Origin of the sequence: Amphritea atlantica (genome assembly GCA_024397875.1) — a bacterium.
In the GTDB taxonomy this organism is placed as follows: domain Bacteria; phylum Pseudomonadota; class Gammaproteobacteria; order Pseudomonadales; family Balneatricaceae; genus Amphritea; species Amphritea atlantica_B.
This window is the reverse complement of the sequence record CP073344.1, coordinates 284,040-301,477: the sequence shown is the minus strand read 5'-3', so window position 1 is coordinate 301,477 and position 17,438 is coordinate 284,040. Positions and strand designations below refer to the sequence as shown.

Genomic DNA, 17,438 nt, shown 5'->3' with positions numbered 1-17,438 from the left:
AAAATAGCCGAGACATTTTTTGTCAGTGATAATGACAGCTATTGTTATTGAGAATACACCGCCAGATGAAGGATTATCTATTCTGCCTTAACTTCAAACTACGTGTGTCTGAGATCTGAAATCTGATCAGAGGCAAGCTATATCCAGGCAAACAGGGTCTGGCTGAATAAACAAAAATAACAAGTTACCGAGAAGGTGAATTAAATGGCAAAGAGATCGATACGGACGTCAGCCCCCTGGCGTGCCACTCCGATGCGAAGCAAGCTCGCACGAAGTGTAACCCTGACAATGCTGACAGCCTCAATCGCCGGACCGGCAGCCGCTGTAGAATTTAATCTTGGAGAGATCGAAGGCCGGTTTGATTCGCAGCTGTCGGTTGGCTCTAGCTGGCGGTTAAGCAACCCGAACGAGGGCCTGATCTCTAAGGCTAACAGTGGTACCAGTGCGGGTTCAGGTTCATACGATGACGGCACTCAAAACTACTCCAAAGGCGATGCCTTCTCGACTGTTTTTAAAGGCGTACATGACCTTCAGCTGAGCAAGGACAATATCGGTGTCTTTATTCGTGGTAAATACTGGTACGACTATGCCATGAACGAAGGCAATGCCAACCACGGACATATCCCCAACGGCTACGCATCAAACACCTCACTGGATGACAGTGGTTTTAATGATTATGCCAAATTTTCCGGTGCGGAAATTCTCGACGCTTATATTTTTGGCTCATTTGACATCAATGATAAACCACTCGATGTCCGTGTCGGTCGTCAGGTCGTCAACTGGGGCGAGAGTACCTTTATTCAAGGCGGCATTAACGTCATAAACCCCTTTGATGTGAGTGCATTTCGCCGCGCAGGCGCGGAAGTAAAAGAAGGCCTGCTACCGGTTAATATGGCTTTCGCCTCAATGGGCCTGACCGATAATCTTAGTGTTGAAGGTTTTTACCAGCTAGAGTGGGAAAAGACCGCTATCGATGGCTGCGGTACCTATTTTTCGACCAATGACTTCACTGCGGAAGGCTGTAATGGGATTCGTGTCCGCAGTGACAACCCAGCACTGGCAGCAACAAACGCTCCGGACTCAGTTTATTTCAATACATTCGATGGCAGCGCTCCTTTTAATACTGACCTTGTGGTCAACAGAGCGGCTGATGGCATCAGAGATGCTAAGGACAGCGGCCAGTTTGGTGTGGCGTTCCGTTACTTTGCAGAACAACTAAACAGCACTGAATTTGGTTTATACCTGGCTCGCTACCATAGCCGCCTGCCCATTATCAGCGGGGTAAAAACAACCAGCCCAGCGGGTACTGGTCCTTTCCAGTCACAGTATTTCATAGAATATCCTGAAGATATCACATTGGTTGGTGCCAGCTTCAGCACAACGATTGGTGACGTTGCCTGGTCAGGAGAAGTCAGCCATAAGAAAGATGTACCTGTTCAGTTAAACGGACCTATGCTGGTTGCATCTATGCTGACTCTGGGTACCGATCCTGGCAACCCAGCCAACGGTACTGTCGTACCCATCGGGCTTGCAGGTCTTGGAAACGATATTCAGGGGTATAATGCGTTTGATATTACACAGGTACAGACAAGTTTTGTGAAGTTTGTTGATCGGGTAATGGGCGCCAGCCGGATGACCCTGATAGGCGAACTCGGCTGGACCCATGTTCACGATCTTGATGAAAGTGCAACCGCACTGAAATATGGTCGAAACGGGATCTTTGGCTATACACCAGGTGATACCGATGGCTTTGTAACTCAGAATTCTTTTGGTTATGTTGTCCGGGCCAATCTTACCTACCCGAGTGCATTTGCCGGAGTTAACTTAAAACCTGAAGTCAGTTTTAAACATGGTATTGAAGGCTATGGCCCCGAACCCGGCGCCTCATTTGGTGAAGGCGAAAAAGCGGCAACATTAAGCCTCACCGCCGACTATCTGAACCAGTATCAGGTTCAGCTGGGCTACACCAACTTCTTTGGGGGTGACTATAACGCAATCGATGACCGTGATTTTCTGTCACTCAGTGCATCGGTCTCTTTCTAAGAGTTAAGGATTACAGGAGAATTTATTATGACGTTTAAATCGACTGCCCTGCTCCTTGGCTCTGCCCTGGGATTAAGCTTAAGCATGCAAACAATGGCCGCGGTTTCAGAAGCCGAAGCTGCCAGGCTGGGTACAACCCTGACCCCGCTGGGCGCAGAGACGGCAGGCAACGCCGCCGGAACCATTCCAGCATGGGATGGCGGGTTGCCTGCCGGAGGGGAACGTTTTAAAGACCCCTATGCCGGTGAACAAGCACTCATCACCATTTCCGCCGCGAACGCTGCAGAATATCAGCAACACCTGACACCGGGTCAACTGGCGCTGTTTGCCAAATATCCGGACACCTTTCGGATGAATATCTACCCGACACACCGCAGCGCGTCACTGCCCCGCTCCCAGTATGACAATGCCCGGAAAAATGCGCTGCAGTCAGAACTGGTGGATAACGGTAACGGGTTAAGTGCGGATACCCTTGAGGGGATCCCCTTTCCGGTTCCTCAGAATGGTCTCGAGGTCATCTGGAACCATATGTCCCGTTACCGCGGTGGTGCACTTGAGCGTACCTTCGTACAGGTACCTGTGCATGAGAACGGCAACTTCGTTCCGGTGAAAATTACCGAGAAGATGTCCTGGCCCAGCTACCTCAAGGAGGGACGCACCGATCAGGATGATAATATTCTGTTCTACTTTGTTCAGGAGATTCAGGCACCCGCCCGACTGACCGGCAATGTGCTGCTGGTTCATGAAGCCCAGAATCAGATCGCCAAGCCACGTCAGGCATGGATTTACAATGCCGGGCAGCGCCGGGTTCGCCGGGCGCCACAGATCGCCTACGATGCTCCGGGCACGGCGTCTGATGGGCAGCGGACCTCTGACAATCTGGATATGTTTAATGGTGCGCCCGATCTGTACGACTGGAAACTTGCGGGCAAAGAGGAGATTTACATCCCTTACAACAGCTACAAGCTGGCTGACCGCAACCTGAAATACAGCGATATCCTGAAGAAGGGTCATATGAACCCGGACCACACGCGTTATGAGCTGCACCGGGTATGGAAGGTGGAAGCAACCCTGAAAGAGGGCGCGCGTCACATCTATGCCAAGCGTGTCTTCTATATTGATGAAGATACCTGGCAGGCGGCTATTGTCGACCACTATGATGGCCGGGGTCAGTTATGGCGCGTCGGTGAAGCTCATGAGATGCAGTATCTGGATGCTCAGGTTCCCTGGCTAACCGCTGAGGCACTCTATGACCTACAGTCTGGACGCTACCTGGTTGGCAGCCTGACCAATGAAGAGGGCGACGGGTTCGACTTTAAAGCCCGCTTTAAACACAGCGACTTTACGCCACAGGCGATCCGCCGAATGGGTATTCGCTAACCGATACCGCAATAAAAAAGAAGGCGCCTGAGGCGCCTTCTTTTTTATTGTTATTTTTTTGCGCAACGGTTAACCGTGACGATTGAGCGTCCGCGCCTGCACTGCGGCAGTGGTTCTTGCCCCCTGCTGCCAGGCTGCCAGCGCCTCTTCACAGCCACTGCACACGCCGACATTCAGTTCCCGGTCAACAATGATCCAGGTACATTTGCCATAATCGGTATCACAGCTGTGATGATCATCACAGCCGCAGCCGATACAATGGGCCAGCACCAACTGACTTTGCTTCATGAATTTCTCCCACTTTTTTGTTTTTATCCTTACTGCAGGCAGGTAATAATAGAGCAAACGGCCTCGGCTTTCCGTTCAACTAAGTAGTTAGTTTAGATGAAAAAGAATCAACTAATGAGAAAATAGTTGAACAGGTTTACACTTCAGCCGCCAAAGCATGACCCAGATCAACTTCTGTTTTGCGGCGCAGCAATCATTGCCGCCACCTGTCGCAGCTGATTGCCTATCACGGTGACGGAAAACCATTCAGAGAGCACTGTGTTAGAGATAACTTTTTGAGTACGATTACGGGAACTAAATATGCTGGGAACTGAAATCGCCCGCAATTTTGATGAATATGGCCCCATCTACGTCTACGATGATGGTCCCTATCGCTACATGAGTTTCGGTTCCGGCGGTGAACAGAGCCGCATTGATCGCAGCCGCCCGGAATACCCCGTCTATCAATACCTACAAGCGATGCTGCTGGGATTGTTATACCAGCCTGATCCACAGCGGGCACTGATGCTTGGCCTGGGGGGCGGGTCACTGGTGCATGCGCTGCTGAGTTATTCCACCAGCTTACAGATCTGTGTTGCTGAACTCAGACCGCAGGTGCGGGCGATCGCCAGCGAATATTTTCTGTTGCCGGAAACCAGCCGCCTGACTATTACCATCAGCGATGCCCTGGAATACCTTCGCCAGGAGACCACGCCCAGCGACCTGATTTTTACCGATCTGTTCAGTGATAGCGGCATGCAGCATCAGCAGTTGCAGAAAGAGTATCTTGAGCAGTGCTACCGCCTGCTGAGTGATCAGGGTGTCCTGGTGTTGAACCTGTGGGATGAGGGTTATGGATACCATCCACTGGCTGACCAGCAACTGTCAGACCTGTTCGGCGATAACTGGCTCTGCTGCACCGTCGACAGTGGCAACCTGATCGCGTTTGCCTTTAAAAGCGGCAAACCGGAATCGAACCCCAGAGCCCTGCTGAACAGAGCAAAAAAACTGGAAAAGCAGCTGGGATTCCCGGCCCGCAAACTCCTCAACCGGCTACGTGAAATCTGAGCAGAGCAGGGTTAAAAAGAAATCCGCACTAAGGGTTAATTTCCCAGCGTAATACTGGGATAATCTGCGACTATACTATGTGTTATTCCCGTTATTTCCCAAAGCGAGAGATTCAGACATGCCTCTGCTAGATAGCTTTACTGTTGACCACACCCGCATGAATGCACCGGCGGTTCGTGTTGCGAAAAAAATGACAACACCCGGTGGCGATACCATCACTGTATTTGATCTGCGCTTCTGTCGCCCGAATGAAGAGATTCTCAGTGAAAAAGGGATTCATACTCTGGAACACCTGTTCGCCGGTTTCATGCGCGACCACCTGAATGGCAACGGCGTTGAGATTATCGATATCTCCCCTATGGGTTGCCGTACCGGTTTCTATATGAGCCTGATCGGCACACCACAGGAACAGAGTGTGGCTGGCGCCTGGCTGGAATCAATGGATGATGTGCTGAAGGTTGAGCAGCAAAACCAGATTCCTGAGCTGAACGAGTATCAGTGCGGCACTTACAATATGCACTCACTGGATGAGGCCAAAGCGATCGCTGAAAATATCCGTCAGCGGGGCGTTGGTGTTAACAGCAATGATGAGCTGAAACTTGACCCTGAATTCCTGCAATCTCACTCCTGATAGCGCAGACTTCTGATTCAGAAACGGAGCCGGGCTAAACTTAGTAAGGCTCCGTTTTTTATTTTTTAAGAGGCTAAAAATCCCATGGCAATGATCGGCCGGCTCAACAATCTGGAAGTCACCAAACAAGTTAAATTCGGCGTTTATCTTGATGGAGAAGAGCTGGGAGAAATTCTTCTGCCTCAGCGTTATGTCCCTGAAAACACTCAGCCAGGTGACCGGCTGGAGGTGTTTATCTATCGTGACTCTGAAGATCTGCTGATCGCCACCACCGAAACGCCAAAAGCACAGATCGGCGAGTTTGCCTGCCTTAAGGTTGTTGACCTGAATCGTACCGGTGCTTTTTTTGACTGGGGACTGCCGAAAGATCTGCTGGTGCCCTTCAGTGAGCAGAAGAAAACTGTCGAGAAAGGTCAGGAACAGATCGTCTACCTCTATCTGGATCAGGAAACCGACAGGATTGCCGGTTCCACCAAGCTGAATAAGTTTCTCGATAACTATCCCCACAGCTATGAGAAGGGCCAGCAGGTTGATCTGATGATCGAGGAGCATACCCATATCGGGTATAAAGCGATCATCAATGGTCAGCACTGGGGAGTCATCTATGATGATGACGTGTTTAAGCCGGTGCGTTATGGCCAGCGAATGAAGGGCTTTATCAAGCTGGTCCGTCCGGACGGCAAGATCAATCTGAGCCTGCAGCAACTGGGATATGGCAAAACCGATGATCTGGGTAAGCGCATCATACACCTGCTGGAAGAGCATGACGGTTATATTGCGGCCAATGATAAAACCTCACCGGAAACCATCAAACGTCTGTTCAGCTGCAGTAAGAAAGCCTTCAAACTGTCGATCGGCCGGCTCTATAAAGAGCGCAAAATTGCGATTGAAGCGGATGGAATCCGGTTGCTGACAAAATAAGCGCCCTCCCAGAGCCTTTCACCTTATCGTTACAAAATACAGGAAAACCCTGATAAGATAGCCTCCCCTTATCCGAGGAATAGCGCTATGACACAGGCCCTGATAATTGCCGCAGCAAAAACCGTCGACGACAGTGGCTCCCTGAAGCACTGTCTGGATCTGGAAGCATCCCTGCATCAGCAGGGGGCCCGCTTAACCGAGCTGGTCATAGACCCCCTCAGCACCCCCTGGCACAGCCCGCTGGAAACACATCACTATCGCAGCGGCTGCGGTCCGATTGAAGCACTGGCCGATGCCCGACAGCTGATTCTCAATGGCAAGACCGATGCCGTCGTGATCAGCGGTAAAGATATGTTACGCAGCGGCTATGAACGCCAGCAACGTCTCGACCTGATGGCGATCTATGGCGACGACTATCCCCTGACCACCGCCTATAACGAACTGGCGGAACAGTTTATCCACCGCCACGGTGCCGATGCGCAACTGTTTCAGCAACTGGCCCACCATCTGTTTGAAAACTATAAGTGCAGTTATCGCAACGTGGTGTCAGACCGCTTATCAGCCGAACAACTACCCGATGAGCGCTGGTACAACCATATTACCCCACTCTTCAGAGGTGTTGATTGCGCTAATCCACTAATAGATTTCTCCGGTCGTTTACTGCTCAGTAGTACCGAAACGGCCCGACAGTTACCGGTTACCAGCCGGGAATGCCTTGAGGTTGCCGGTGTCGGGCTGGGTTTCCTGCCCAGCGATGGCCAGCAACATGTGGAAGATATTGTCAGCTACGACCATCTTGAAACCGCCTACCGGGCAGCCTGTGAACAAGCGGATACCGATTTTGCCCTGGCATTTCGTAACGGTGATGCCCTGCTGGAGGTTTACACCTGCTACCCGGTGGTGCCAATCGCCTTTCTGCTGACCAGTGGACTGGTTGATCTGCTGGAACAGGTGCCCGCCTTCCTTGAACAACACCTGATAACCATTACCGGAGGGATGAACCTGGCAAAGGGCCCATGGAACAACCCCGCCCTCAATAGTCTGATCGAAATGCACCAGCAACTGACTGCCAGCCCGGCTCACCATGTTGGCGCAGTCCATGGCAATGGTGGACTGGGTTATAAACAGGGGGTGGCTATTCTGAAGCAGTGCGGGTGACAACCAGCGTGTGTACAACTGCCCTGAATCGCCGAATCAAGATGCCTGAAAAGTTACCCACAATATCTGTGCATAACCTCTGGGGAAAACTATGCATAACCAAAGAAAGGGGTCATCATAGCCCGTCACGCGGGGATCTCATAAACCTGGACAGATTCTATTCAACCCCTTTCCCGGTCGCCGTTTCTATCACCTGATCCAGTTCTATATCGGCACAGGCATAAAGCAGACAATCACTCAGGGCGATCGCAGGATTGGTGGTAATCATAAAGAGTTTCTGTTGCTGCGCAGAGTACAGCCCCGATGCCCGGTTAAGAAAGAAGTGTGGTAACACATCACCACCGGTAGCACTTTGTACCCGGAACACCGACATTCCCCGCGGTCCGAGCCAGCCCAGACGGGTCAGCGCCGGGATCGTGCCAAAATTAAATTTTTCCACATCGAAAGGGACGGTCAGATCAGCACCGGGCACCGGCTGAGCGGCAAACGCGATCCGGCATCCCGGTAACAACTGTAGCCTTACCGCATCTTTGTACAGATCCATAATCAATCCGGGCTCAGGCCGCAACACCTGTTCGTTAAACAGGTATCGCTGTAACCCTTCCCAGGCCACCTGATCAGATTCCGGTTGTGCTGCACCACCACACTCAATGGTGACCACCGGTAACCGCTCGCTGCTGTGCTCCATCAGGGCGCCTAAGCGCAGCTCAGTCACAATCATACGCCGGGTAAACAGTGCGATCAGTGCTTCATGCTCCGGGCTTTCATAGGTCACCACGCCAAATGAGGGGCTCATACCCGAGGTGTTATGAATATCCAGCAGCGCTTCAGGCTGATAGTGCTCCAGCAGTTCTAAAAAGTGTCGGGCAACATGCCCCGGATGATCATCAAACGGAGGGTTAAAACAGCGGTTCATATCCCGCTGTCCCGGAATCTGACGGTGACAAAAAAGAGTCTCATGCAAGGCCGTTTGTACTGAAGCGATCAGACAGATCAGCTTAACCGCGGGCCGTTCGCCGGTGCGCAGCCATTTAAGCAGCGCTTTAACTCCCGAAGGCTCATTGCCATGCAACAGGGTGGCCACAGCCCGACAGCGACTGTTATCCCGGCCATCCACAACGATCAGGGTGGGGCCGCCCAGGTGCCGGAGAAACTCACCCACCTCCTGCGATAGTGAAGTGGGATCAGGGTTGTGAATAAACTGTATCGGGTGGGACTGTCGCACCATCATATATCCTCCCATTCGGCCACCGGACGATTATTGCCACAGTGATCGATGTAGTGTTCCAGCATACAGCGCAACGCCCGTCGCCTGGCCTGCGAACGGGATAACCGCTCAAACTGGCGCAATTGCCAGCAGGCGCCATTGGTTTTCGCCTGCAGGCGCTGACGGATAATGCCCAGATAGTAATCCACCTCCGCCGGATGGATTCCCGCCCCCAGCAGACCTTTACGTGCAATCGGCAACAGATCGGTCACGATATCCACAACCGGAAGCCGGGTTAACTGCTCGCGGGGGCCGTTCGGCCACATCAGTTGTGCCCCCATGCCAAACCGGGCAGCCTGATAGAAATTATATTCCAGGGTTTTAAAGGGCAACGCCGGAATGATCTCCTCAATACGTGGACGCAGCCCTTCAGCCAGCCCGATAATCAAGGCTGCATTTGCCATCATATCGCAGGGGCTGGGTCCCGCCGGTAATGAACGGATCTCAATACGCAGATGACCGCCATCGACCGGATCATACACCGGGCGATTCCAGGGCCATACGGTACCCTGGTGCAGTGTCAGTTCGAACAGAGAGAGATTGTCTCCCGCCCGACCGGTACCGCCTTGTTTTTGTTCACACACCGGCAGGATCGGCTTATGCAGGTATACTGTTTCTGCAAACAACTCATGCACTCCATGCCTGACCCAGCCATGACCAAAGCTGACTCGCTCCGCCTCTCCGGTTTGCACCGAACAGTTACCGCTGCCATCAATCGCCTGTTTAAACAATGGGATACGGGTCTCATGCCAGAGCCGGTTGCCCAGCAGAAACGGCGAGTTTGCCGAGATCGCCAGCACCAGAGGGGTCACCAGCTGTATCGCATTATAGCTGTCAGCAAACAGCCCGGGAGTGACGCGATAATGCATCTGCAGTGATGTATTGGCGCCCTCCAGGGTGACATCAGACGCACGCAGCGAGATCGGATCTTCGCCATCAATGCGGATTGCTACCGTCTTACCGCGGATCTCAGCCAGCGCCCGGGTGAGTACGTGGTAACGTGACAGATCGGTCATCGCGTGTAAGCCAAAGTCTTTACGCTGCAGTGTCGGCAGGATGCCAATCGGTAATATCCGGCCGTCATGGGGCTCGATCAGAGTATTGAGCCGCGCCAATACCCTGCGGATTTCAGACTCGATGGCGGCAAAAGGCCGTCCCGCCATCGCCACCGGGGTCAGGTTGTATTCAAGATTGTAGCGGTTCAGCTCCAGCGTCAGCTGCGGGTCCCCCAACTGCGTCTGTACCTCGTTGTTCACCAGTAGTGGCCGACCCAGCTTATCAACGATATAAAGTTCAAGCTCGGCTCCCAGCGTAGTGGCTCCCAATCCGAAGCCTGGCTGCTGCAGCAACTGAGCAAGCTCATCCAGATTACCAAACAACTTACGGGTGAAGCGCTCATAGTCCTGCCGGGTAAATTCAGACTTCTTAATCTCCAGTCCCATTATCAGATCCATTTCGGGTAGCACCGTTACACTCAGTTAAGACGCAGCGCCGTTATTCTTCAATGTTAATAAGTGATCAGGATCAGTTTTTATCCCCGGTTTCTGTGGATATCCTATGGGAAAACCTTTGCATAGCCACTTATAAACCCACTCAACGCCTGTAGACGCAGGATATTCCGGAGCGGATCAGTTTATAAACAATAAACCAACAAAATAGTTATTGATAGTCATTATCATTTGCATTACCATCAATCCTGCTCGTAAGCACTGACAGATTGCTCTCACCTCACCGGTAATCTGCCGCAGGTGGAGGGGCTGATTTGGCCAGCTCCCCCACCTTGCTTACGGGTTGTGATATACAGTTAAGTACCGTTTTTTAAGGTGTGGGCTGGCTTTTCAGCTCTCACCCGGGTCCTTGCTGGTACTATCAGGCTCTTGTTAATATTGACCGGGTGCACGCACCCGGTATTTTTTTCTTATCTCCGGCCATTTATTCGCTAATATATAGCAAACTTTTTAACAGGCCGAGCACCGATGCAACAGGACCCCACCCCCGCAAGTAAACACCTGATCTTTCTCGGAGGAGGACACGCTCACGCTATCGCTCTGCTCATGATGGCGATGAATAAGCCGTCAGGGGTTCGTATTACGCTGATCTCGAATCAGGTGCAGACGCCCTATTCCGGTATGCTGCCTGGCTTGATTGCCGGACATTACAGTTTCGATCAGGTACATATCGACCTGGGCCGATTCTGTCGTTATGCCGGCATCGACTTTATTGAAGACTCAGTGATTGGAATCGATCCGGTCAACCGCACGGTACAGTGTCTCAATCATCCGGATTTCAGTTACGACCTGCTGAGTATCGACACCGGCTCAACACCAGACCTGACAACCATTCCCGGAGCGACCGAGTTCACCACCGGTGTTAAGCCGGTTAAACCGTTGCTGGATTACTGGGAATCCTTGCAGGACCGTGTCATGCAGGGTGATGATCTTCAGGACATCCACATCGGCACGGTCGGCGGAGGCGCCAGTGCTGTCGAAGTGATGCTGGCGATGCAGTACAAACTGCACAAGATGCTCAGTAAAGAGCAGCGACGCACCAGCCATCTGCACTTCCATATCATTTGCGGACCACAGCAGATTCTGACGGGTCATAATACTCGGGTAAAGAATCGCTACCTGAGGGTGCTGAAACAACGCAATATTCAACTACATACAAACTTCCGGGTCGCTCAGGTCAAACAGGGACGGGTGATCGGTGAGTCCGGAGACGTTATCGAACTGGATGAGATTATCTGGGCAACCTCTGCCACCGGTGCCCAATGGCCAGCCCGGGCCGGACTTGAATGCTCGGAAAACGGATGCATCCGGGTCAATGACTATCTGCAATCACGTTCCCATCCAGAGATTTTTGCCGCCGGTGATATAGCCGATATGGTTAACTATCCGCGGCCCAAAGCCGGGGTCTTTGCTGTGCGCCAGGGAGCACCGCTATTACGCAACCTGCAGGCGGCTCTGGTGGGGAAGACACTGACCCGCTTCAAGCCGCAAAAACAGTTTCTCAGCCTTATCAGCACTGGTGATCGCTATGCGGTCGCCTCCCGCGGGCCGTTCAGTTTTGCCGGTGCCTGGGTGTGGCGCTGGAAAGACAGTATTGATCAGAAGTTCATGCGTCGTTTCAGTGATCTGACCCAGTTGCCCGATCAGGTACCCGGTACGCAGCTGAAAATTGAGAACCCGGATATGCGCTGCGGGGGTTGCGGTGCAAAAGTGGGCCACAGTATTCTCAACCGGGTACTGAAACAACTTCCTCCACCGCCCAACGAGATTGAGATCGGCCTTAACCGTCCCGACGATGCCGCCGTCATAGAGGTGCCTCAGGGCAAACTACTGGTGCAGTCCGTCGATAGTTTCCGTCAGTTGGTCAACGATGATTTTCTGTTTGGCCAGATTGCGGCAAACCATGCCCTGGGGGATATTTTCGCCATGGGCGCAATCCCTCACAGTGCACAGGCCATTGTCAGCCTGCCCCATGCCAGCGATGAGATTATCGAGCAGCGGCTCCGTCACCTGTTACTCGGAGCCAGTAAGGTTTTTACGGAGTGCGCTATCAGTCTGATCGGTGGCCACACATCAGAAGGCTCTGAGCTGACACTGGGATTCACCATCAATGGTCTGGCAGACCGTCAACAGTTGCTCACCAAGCAAGGACTGCAACCGGGAGACCGCTTAATTATCACCAAACCCCTGGGCACGGGCACGCTGTTTGCCAGTGATATGCGCAGCCAGGCTCAGGGCCGCTGGATAAGTCAGGCACTGCAACATATGCTGCAGTCCAATTACCAGGCCAGCAGAATTCTCACCGAGGCCGGGGCTCATGCCTGTACCGACATCACTGGTTTTGGTCTGCTGGGGCACCTGCATGAGATGCTCGATGGATCCGGTCTTGGAGCACGTCTGTGGCTGGAAAAACTACCCGTTATGGAGGGCGCACTGCCCTGCCTCCGGGCAGGGCTTTTCAGTTCTTTGCATCCTCAGAACCGGAAGTTTGAACATACCATTGATAATCTGGATGAGTTCAGCAGTGATAGCGTCACCGAGCTCCTATTTGACCCGCAAACCGCGGGCGGACTACTGGCAGCGGTCAGTTCAGATCAGGCGGACGCGGTGATTGCCGAACTGCAGGCGGCAGGCTATACAACAGCCTGCGCTATCGGCAGTGTCCGACAGGAGAGTAACGACGCGGTGTCGTTGATGTAAGCAGCCAGAAAAAATCGGGGTTATTCCTGACAGAATAACTCCGTCAAAAATAGTCGCTGACAGACTCCAGCTTCAGTGCCGTGATGTAACGCAGAATCACCTCGCGATCATCCGTAAAAGCCAGACCTGCATGCTGCTCGGCCACGAACAGAGACATAACCCTGGAATCCACTTCGGAGGGTTCATCATCGAAAGGCAGCTGCAGTTTCAAAGTACAGGCCAACTGTTCGCTGCGAGCCTGCTGAAGCAACTCCGGATCCTGCTCCGCAGTCAGCTTCAACAAACCGCCGCCGGTACTGAAATTGACCATAATCCCGCTGATACTGTTTTCCCCGATCAGCAGCTCCGCCGGAATCGTACAGGGATAACGTGGCTCCTTACGCAGTAAACGCGATTGAATCTTTTTAGGATAGGTTGTCATCAGTAATCGGCCCCCCAGCAGGAACAGATCGACAACTTCAGTTTCAAAAGCGTAGACCCGGCCATGGGAGATCATCCTCATCACCAGCTTTCGTTTACTGGGAAAAGTATCTCTGTAGGTCAGCTCATCGGTGGCCATATCACTTTGTTTCAGTTGTGAAACCGCCGGTAACCGGCTGATCACGACCCTGCCATCAATACCAAAGAAGCGGGAAATATATTTAAAAGCACCGCTTTCATCACTGACCTGTATAACACACCCCTGCTCAACTGGGGGAAGTTCATCCAGAATGACACTTTCATTTGTAGCTGGCATCAACACCCCATTATTTCAGCATTTATTCATCAAGAAATACTACAGCCCCTTACGGGGGTCAAAGCAAACATCACCATTATGGCATTTTCAGGTTGATTTCATGGCCCGGAGGTAAAGTTAGCCCATTCAGTGATATTTGTGGAGAGGTAAGCAATGAAAACCAAGATAGCCGTGTTTTTAGCAGCCTTGACGGGCATAACCGTGCTGAGCGTGACCGCCAGCCCGGAGACAGTGGTGCGCGCGGATCTTCAGCAACAGGGACTTAAAGTCGCTACCTTTGCCGGAGGATGCTTCTGGTGTACCGAAGCGGGCTTTGAAAAACTTCCCGGCGTCAGGGAAGCGGTTTCAGGTTACGCCGGTGGTCAGAAGGCTGATCCGACCTATCAAGAGGTCTCTTCAGGCAGCACCGGTCATACCGAATCAGTACAGGTTTACTATGACCCCGAAGTCATTACCTACGCGGGTTTACTCCAGTCCCTCTGGCGGCAGATGGATCCGACCGATGGCAAAGGCTCATTTGTTGACCGGGGTAATCAGTACCGTCCTGCCGTGTTCTACCACAACGAACAGCAGCATCTGATCGCACAACAATCGATGGCTGAGCTGGCAGCCTCCGGACGCTATAGCAAACCATTAGCAACGGAACTGACAAAGCTGACCCGGTTTTACCCCGCTGAGGATTACCATCAGGATTACTACAAACGGAATCCCCTGAGGTATAAATACTACCGTTTTAGATCAGGCCGCGACCAGTATCTGGAAAAAACCTGGGGCGATGACCTGCACCCGGACTTCACCCAATTCGGCCGTGGCCAGCAACAGGCCGCCACCAGCAAGATGGTCAGCAGCCAGGAAACAGGCACAACAAACCGTTACAGTCAGTTCAAAAAACCTTCCGAGCAACAGCTGCGCAGTCAATTGACCGAACTGCAATATGAGGTCACTCAGGAAGATGCCACCGAGCGAGCCTTTCAGAATGAGTACTGGGATGAAAAGCGGCAGGGAATCTACGTAGATATTGTTAGCGGAGAGCCGCTGTTTTCGTCTAAGGATAAGTTTAAGTCCGGTACCGGATGGCCGAGCTTTACCCGGCCAATTAACCACTCAGCGGTTTCCGAGCATACCGACACCAAGTTCTTCATAACCCGGACAGAGGTGCGCAGTCAGTATGCTGATTCCCACCTGGGGCACCTGTTCAGCGATGGTCCGCAACCCACCGGGCTGCGTTACTGTATCAACTCGGCAGCTCTGCGTTTTATTCCCCGGGAGGAGATGGCGACCGAGGGATATGGCGAACTGCTCAGTCTGTTTAGTGAGTAAAGGTATGCATACCGCTCAGACAGTGAACGTCTCAGCTGAGTGATTCATGAAAATAGGATAAACTGCTGTAAAGATCCTCCACAGGAGCAGCAGTTTGTCCCACTTGCAACGCTATACCCCGGCTTATCTGCCAGCACTGGCGCTGGTATTAACGACACTGCTGCTCATTTCCGGTCCGGTGGCCGCGATACAACTGACCGATCCCCGTTCCGCTGCCGTCTACATCCTTAAGCTTCGGCCGTTAATCAACGCCTGCCGGAAACATGCCGATGCCAGCAGCTCCTTATCTGCAGTCTGGAGCAGCCCTCCCTGTCAGCAGCTGTTGGACGAAGAACCCCGGTTTACAACGGCCTGGCAACTGCTACTGCCAGACGGCAAGATCAGCGCCCTCGCCGAGATTCCCGCTCCATTGCGTAAACCCACCATCGATACCTATTCTGAATATAAACAACTGGCGGAGCGGATCGCCCGCTTAAGCCGCTGAAGCAATTTAATTCAAAATTAATTGTTCAGTCAGTTCGTCTGCCTTAGCCTGAATAAACCATTAAATCAGATAGATAGCAGGGATCATTTTTTTGTCTGAAAAAAAACAAAATTTCAAGTCTTACCTTTGCCGCGTTGATCTCTATAATACGCCCTCTTTTTGCCAGCGGTACCGGGTAACATCTTGATTATTTTCACCATCACCAACACAGTTTCAAAACAAGTTTATGTCGGTTCAACACGAAACGATATCGATACTCACTGGGAAACGCTGCTGATCGCGGCGGAGTCCGGGGTTGAGGCCGAGCTTTATAATGATATTCGTACCGCCGGAGCGCACAGCTTCGCACTCAGCGAGTATGGCTTTGCTGACAACCTCAGTGAAGCCCGTGAGCTCACTGCGGATGCACTGGAAACGTTCAACGGTAAAAGCCTGCAGGGACTGATCACAAAACCTAAACCCAGCAAAGTACACCGCCAAAGCGCTGAAGAACGCAAAGCGGCGCTTGCCCTGCTGGAAGAGGCTGAACAGAAAGCACTGCTGAAAAATGAAGTCGCTAAACCAGCGGGCGAGGTCGACCTGAAGCTGCTGGCTCAACAGCGGGACGCAGAGCTTGAAGCTCGCATCGCGCGGGAGCGACAGGAAACCATGGCGATGAACAAAGTGCTTGCCGCAATGGACTCTCGTAAACGCGGCAATTCGTCTAAAGCAAAAGCTAAAACCGCCGCCGTCAAACCCACCGCCAGCACCGTGGCCCCTAAGCTTGCTATTGGCAAGGTAGCCTCAGCAAAGCAGGAAAAGCTGATTCGGGAAAAGATTGCCCTGGAAAAAGAAGCCCGGGAGACGGGTAAACTTTCGCGGCAAAAAGCGGAAGCTCAGGAAATGGCGGCAGTGATGGCACGTATTGATGCCCGGGCTCAGGGAATGCGTAAAACCGCCCCCAAAGCCAAACCGAAATCAGCCATGCGTAGCAGCCTCACACTGTCACCTAAAAAGCCTGCAGAAGCCCTGAAAGAGACCCGTCTTGAGCTGGACCGGGACACGGTAAAAAGTGCCGAGATTACCCTGATGCAGCAGGAGAAATCCCGCGTGACTGCGGGTATCTCACTGGCGAAAAAACACACCACCCCGGCCCGTGTAAATGCGCATCCCGGTCTGAATAAAGAGCAGAAGATAGCCCATACCATCGCTCGCTACCGTAATACCGCTGAGCCAGCGGTTAACAAGACCGGACATGGTAAGCAGGAGCTGATCAGCACGCTTCAGGCAAGACTGGCCCAACGCAACAGCTAACGGGCTGGCACACGAATTCAGTTCCCGGAATCGATCAGCGATGACGGGAACTGTTCAGCCAGATCGCTAAAAAACAACCGGAAACCGGCTTCAAACCGGGGATAATGAAGCGCCAGCTCCTCTCCTACGCCATCAAATTCATTGTTAACCCTTATCCGGGCCGCGATTCTGTCCAGCGCATAGCTAACCCCTTCCAGGCTTTCATAACTGCCAAACCAGTCCGACTCTACTATCCGGCGGGTCACCTGCTGCATCCGCTGCGGCATCAGCGGTTGTCCAGCTATCAGATCGTCGTACAGACCCTCGACGACCTGCACCCTGGAGTGCACACCGAACTGATGCCAGTGATTCAGTAGATAGTGATCAAACAGAACATCCAGTGCGATACCGGCAAACCGGCGCCGCCGCTCGCTGAAAAGACGTTTCATCTGCCGCACCTCAGGGTGCTGATCGGTAAACTGATCGATGCGGCGATGATTGATCAGCCCCTGCAGCACCTCAGCCGACAGAGAGTCCTGATCGACACCACGGGCAAAGTCTCCCAGCAGATTGCCTACCCGGGACTCAACCGTCGGTTCAGCCAACACCAGATGCGCGAAAAAATTCAAATAAAAAACCCCGGATCATGTAACACCTGGTTACAGTATCCGGGGTTTTATTAT

At 52.5% G+C, this 17,438-nt stretch carries 15 protein-coding genes; 10 read left to right on the top strand and 5 right to left on the bottom strand.

All coding sequences use genetic code 11. The features are described from left to right. The first annotated feature begins 204 nt into the window (after nucleotides 1–204). Together KDX31_01165 and KDX31_01160 are read left to right on the top strand one after the other, a co-directional pair. Nucleotides 205–2,043, top strand: a complete 1,839-nt coding sequence (locus KDX31_01165) for a DUF1302 domain-containing protein (GenBank protein ID UTW03687.1) — start codon at nucleotides 205–207, stop codon at nucleotides 2,041–2,043. Nucleotides 2,044–2,070: 27 nt separating this feature from the next. Beyond that, entirely contained in the window at nucleotides 2,071–3,423 is a 1,353-nt protein-coding gene (locus tag KDX31_01160) for a DUF1329 domain-containing protein (protein UTW03686.1), read from the top strand. Nucleotides 3,424–3,492: 69 nt separating this feature from the next. Here the strand turns inward: KDX31_01160 and KDX31_01155 are convergent, their stop codons facing one another. Next, nucleotides 3,493–3,711, bottom strand: coding sequence for a hypothetical protein (locus KDX31_01155; GenBank protein ID UTW03685.1), 219 nt, complete (start codon nucleotides 3,709–3,711; stop codon nucleotides 3,493–3,495). Between the two features lie 300 nt (nucleotides 3,712–4,011). Between KDX31_01155 and KDX31_01150 the strand changes: the two genes are divergently transcribed. The 4 genes from KDX31_01150 (at nucleotide 4,012) to KDX31_01135 (ending at nucleotide 7,468) form a co-directional block, all read left to right on the top strand. After that, complete coding sequence (locus KDX31_01150) at nucleotides 4,012–4,758, top strand: fused MFS/spermidine synthase (protein ID UTW03684.1); 747 nt, start codon at nucleotides 4,012–4,014, stop codon at nucleotides 4,756–4,758. A 118-nt stretch (nucleotides 4,759–4,876) separates the two neighbouring features. Beyond that, entirely contained in the window at nucleotides 4,877–5,389 is a 513-nt protein-coding gene (gene luxS / locus KDX31_01145) for an S-ribosylhomocysteine lyase (GenBank protein UTW03683.1), read from the top strand. Between the two features lie 84 nt (nucleotides 5,390–5,473). After that, nucleotides 5,474–6,310 (top strand): GntR family transcriptional regulator, encoded by an 837-nt coding sequence (locus KDX31_01140; GenBank protein ID UTW03682.1) that lies wholly within the window; start codon nucleotides 5,474–5,476, stop codon nucleotides 6,308–6,310. A gap of 87 nt (nucleotides 6,311–6,397) precedes the next feature. After that, entirely contained in the window at nucleotides 6,398–7,468 is a 1,071-nt protein-coding gene (locus KDX31_01135; protein ID UTW03681.1) for a hypothetical protein, read from the top strand. 157 nt (nucleotides 7,469–7,625) lie between these two features. Here KDX31_01135 and KDX31_01130 read toward each other — a convergent pair whose 3' ends face one another. Together KDX31_01130 and KDX31_01125 are read right to left on the bottom strand one after the other, a co-directional pair. Then, complete coding sequence (locus tag KDX31_01130; GenBank protein UTW05251.1) at nucleotides 7,626–8,696, bottom strand: succinylglutamate desuccinylase/aspartoacylase family protein; 1,071 nt, start codon at nucleotides 8,694–8,696, stop codon at nucleotides 7,626–7,628. Next, nucleotides 8,696–10,177: a glutamate--cysteine ligase gene (locus KDX31_01125; GenBank protein ID UTW05250.1), complete on the bottom strand. Its 1,482-nt coding sequence runs from the start codon at nucleotides 10,175–10,177 to the stop codon at nucleotides 8,696–8,698. The genes KDX31_01130 and KDX31_01125 overlap by 1 nt, the downstream gene beginning before the upstream one ends. A 534-nt stretch (nucleotides 10,178–10,711) precedes the next feature. Between KDX31_01125 and selD the strand changes: the two genes are divergently transcribed. Then, nucleotides 10,712–12,943: a selenide, water dikinase SelD gene (gene selD, locus KDX31_01120; protein UTW03680.1), complete on the top strand. Its 2,232-nt coding sequence runs from the start codon at nucleotides 10,712–10,714 to the stop codon at nucleotides 12,941–12,943. A gap of 43 nt (nucleotides 12,944–12,986) precedes the next feature. On the opposite strand, the gene KDX31_01115 is transcribed toward selD, so the two are convergent. Then, nucleotides 12,987–13,679 (bottom strand): PilZ domain-containing protein, encoded by a 693-nt coding sequence (locus KDX31_01115; protein ID UTW03679.1) that lies wholly within the window; start codon nucleotides 13,677–13,679, stop codon nucleotides 12,987–12,989. A 153-nt stretch (nucleotides 13,680–13,832) separates the two neighbouring features. Here KDX31_01115 and msrB point away from each other — a divergent pair, with 153 nt between their 5' ends. The 3 genes from msrB to KDX31_01100 all read left to right on the top strand — a co-directional run bounded on the left by msrB (nucleotide 13,833) and on the right by KDX31_01100 (nucleotide 16,776). Next, nucleotides 13,833–14,999, top strand: coding sequence for a peptide-methionine (R)-S-oxide reductase MsrB (gene msrB / locus KDX31_01110; GenBank protein UTW03678.1), 1,167 nt, complete (start codon nucleotides 13,833–13,835; stop codon nucleotides 14,997–14,999). Nucleotides 15,000–15,093: 94 nt separating this feature from the next. Further along, nucleotides 15,094–15,483 (top strand): hypothetical protein, encoded by a 390-nt coding sequence (locus tag KDX31_01105; GenBank protein UTW03677.1) that lies wholly within the window; start codon nucleotides 15,094–15,096, stop codon nucleotides 15,481–15,483. A 183-nt stretch (nucleotides 15,484–15,666) separates the two neighbouring features. Continuing rightward, on the top strand, nucleotides 15,667–16,776 hold the full coding sequence (locus KDX31_01100; GenBank protein UTW03676.1) for a hypothetical protein: 1,110 nt from the start codon (nucleotides 15,667–15,669) through the stop codon (nucleotides 16,774–16,776). Between the two features lie 17 nt (nucleotides 16,777–16,793). Here the strand turns inward: KDX31_01100 and KDX31_01095 are convergent, their stop codons facing one another. Beyond that, nucleotides 16,794–17,384 carry a DUF479 domain-containing protein gene (locus tag KDX31_01095; protein UTW03675.1) on the bottom strand — a complete coding sequence of 197 codons (591 nt, stop codon included), beginning with the start codon at nucleotides 17,382–17,384 and terminating at the stop codon, nucleotides 16,794–16,796. Between the last annotated feature and the right edge of the window lie 54 nt (nucleotides 17,385–17,438).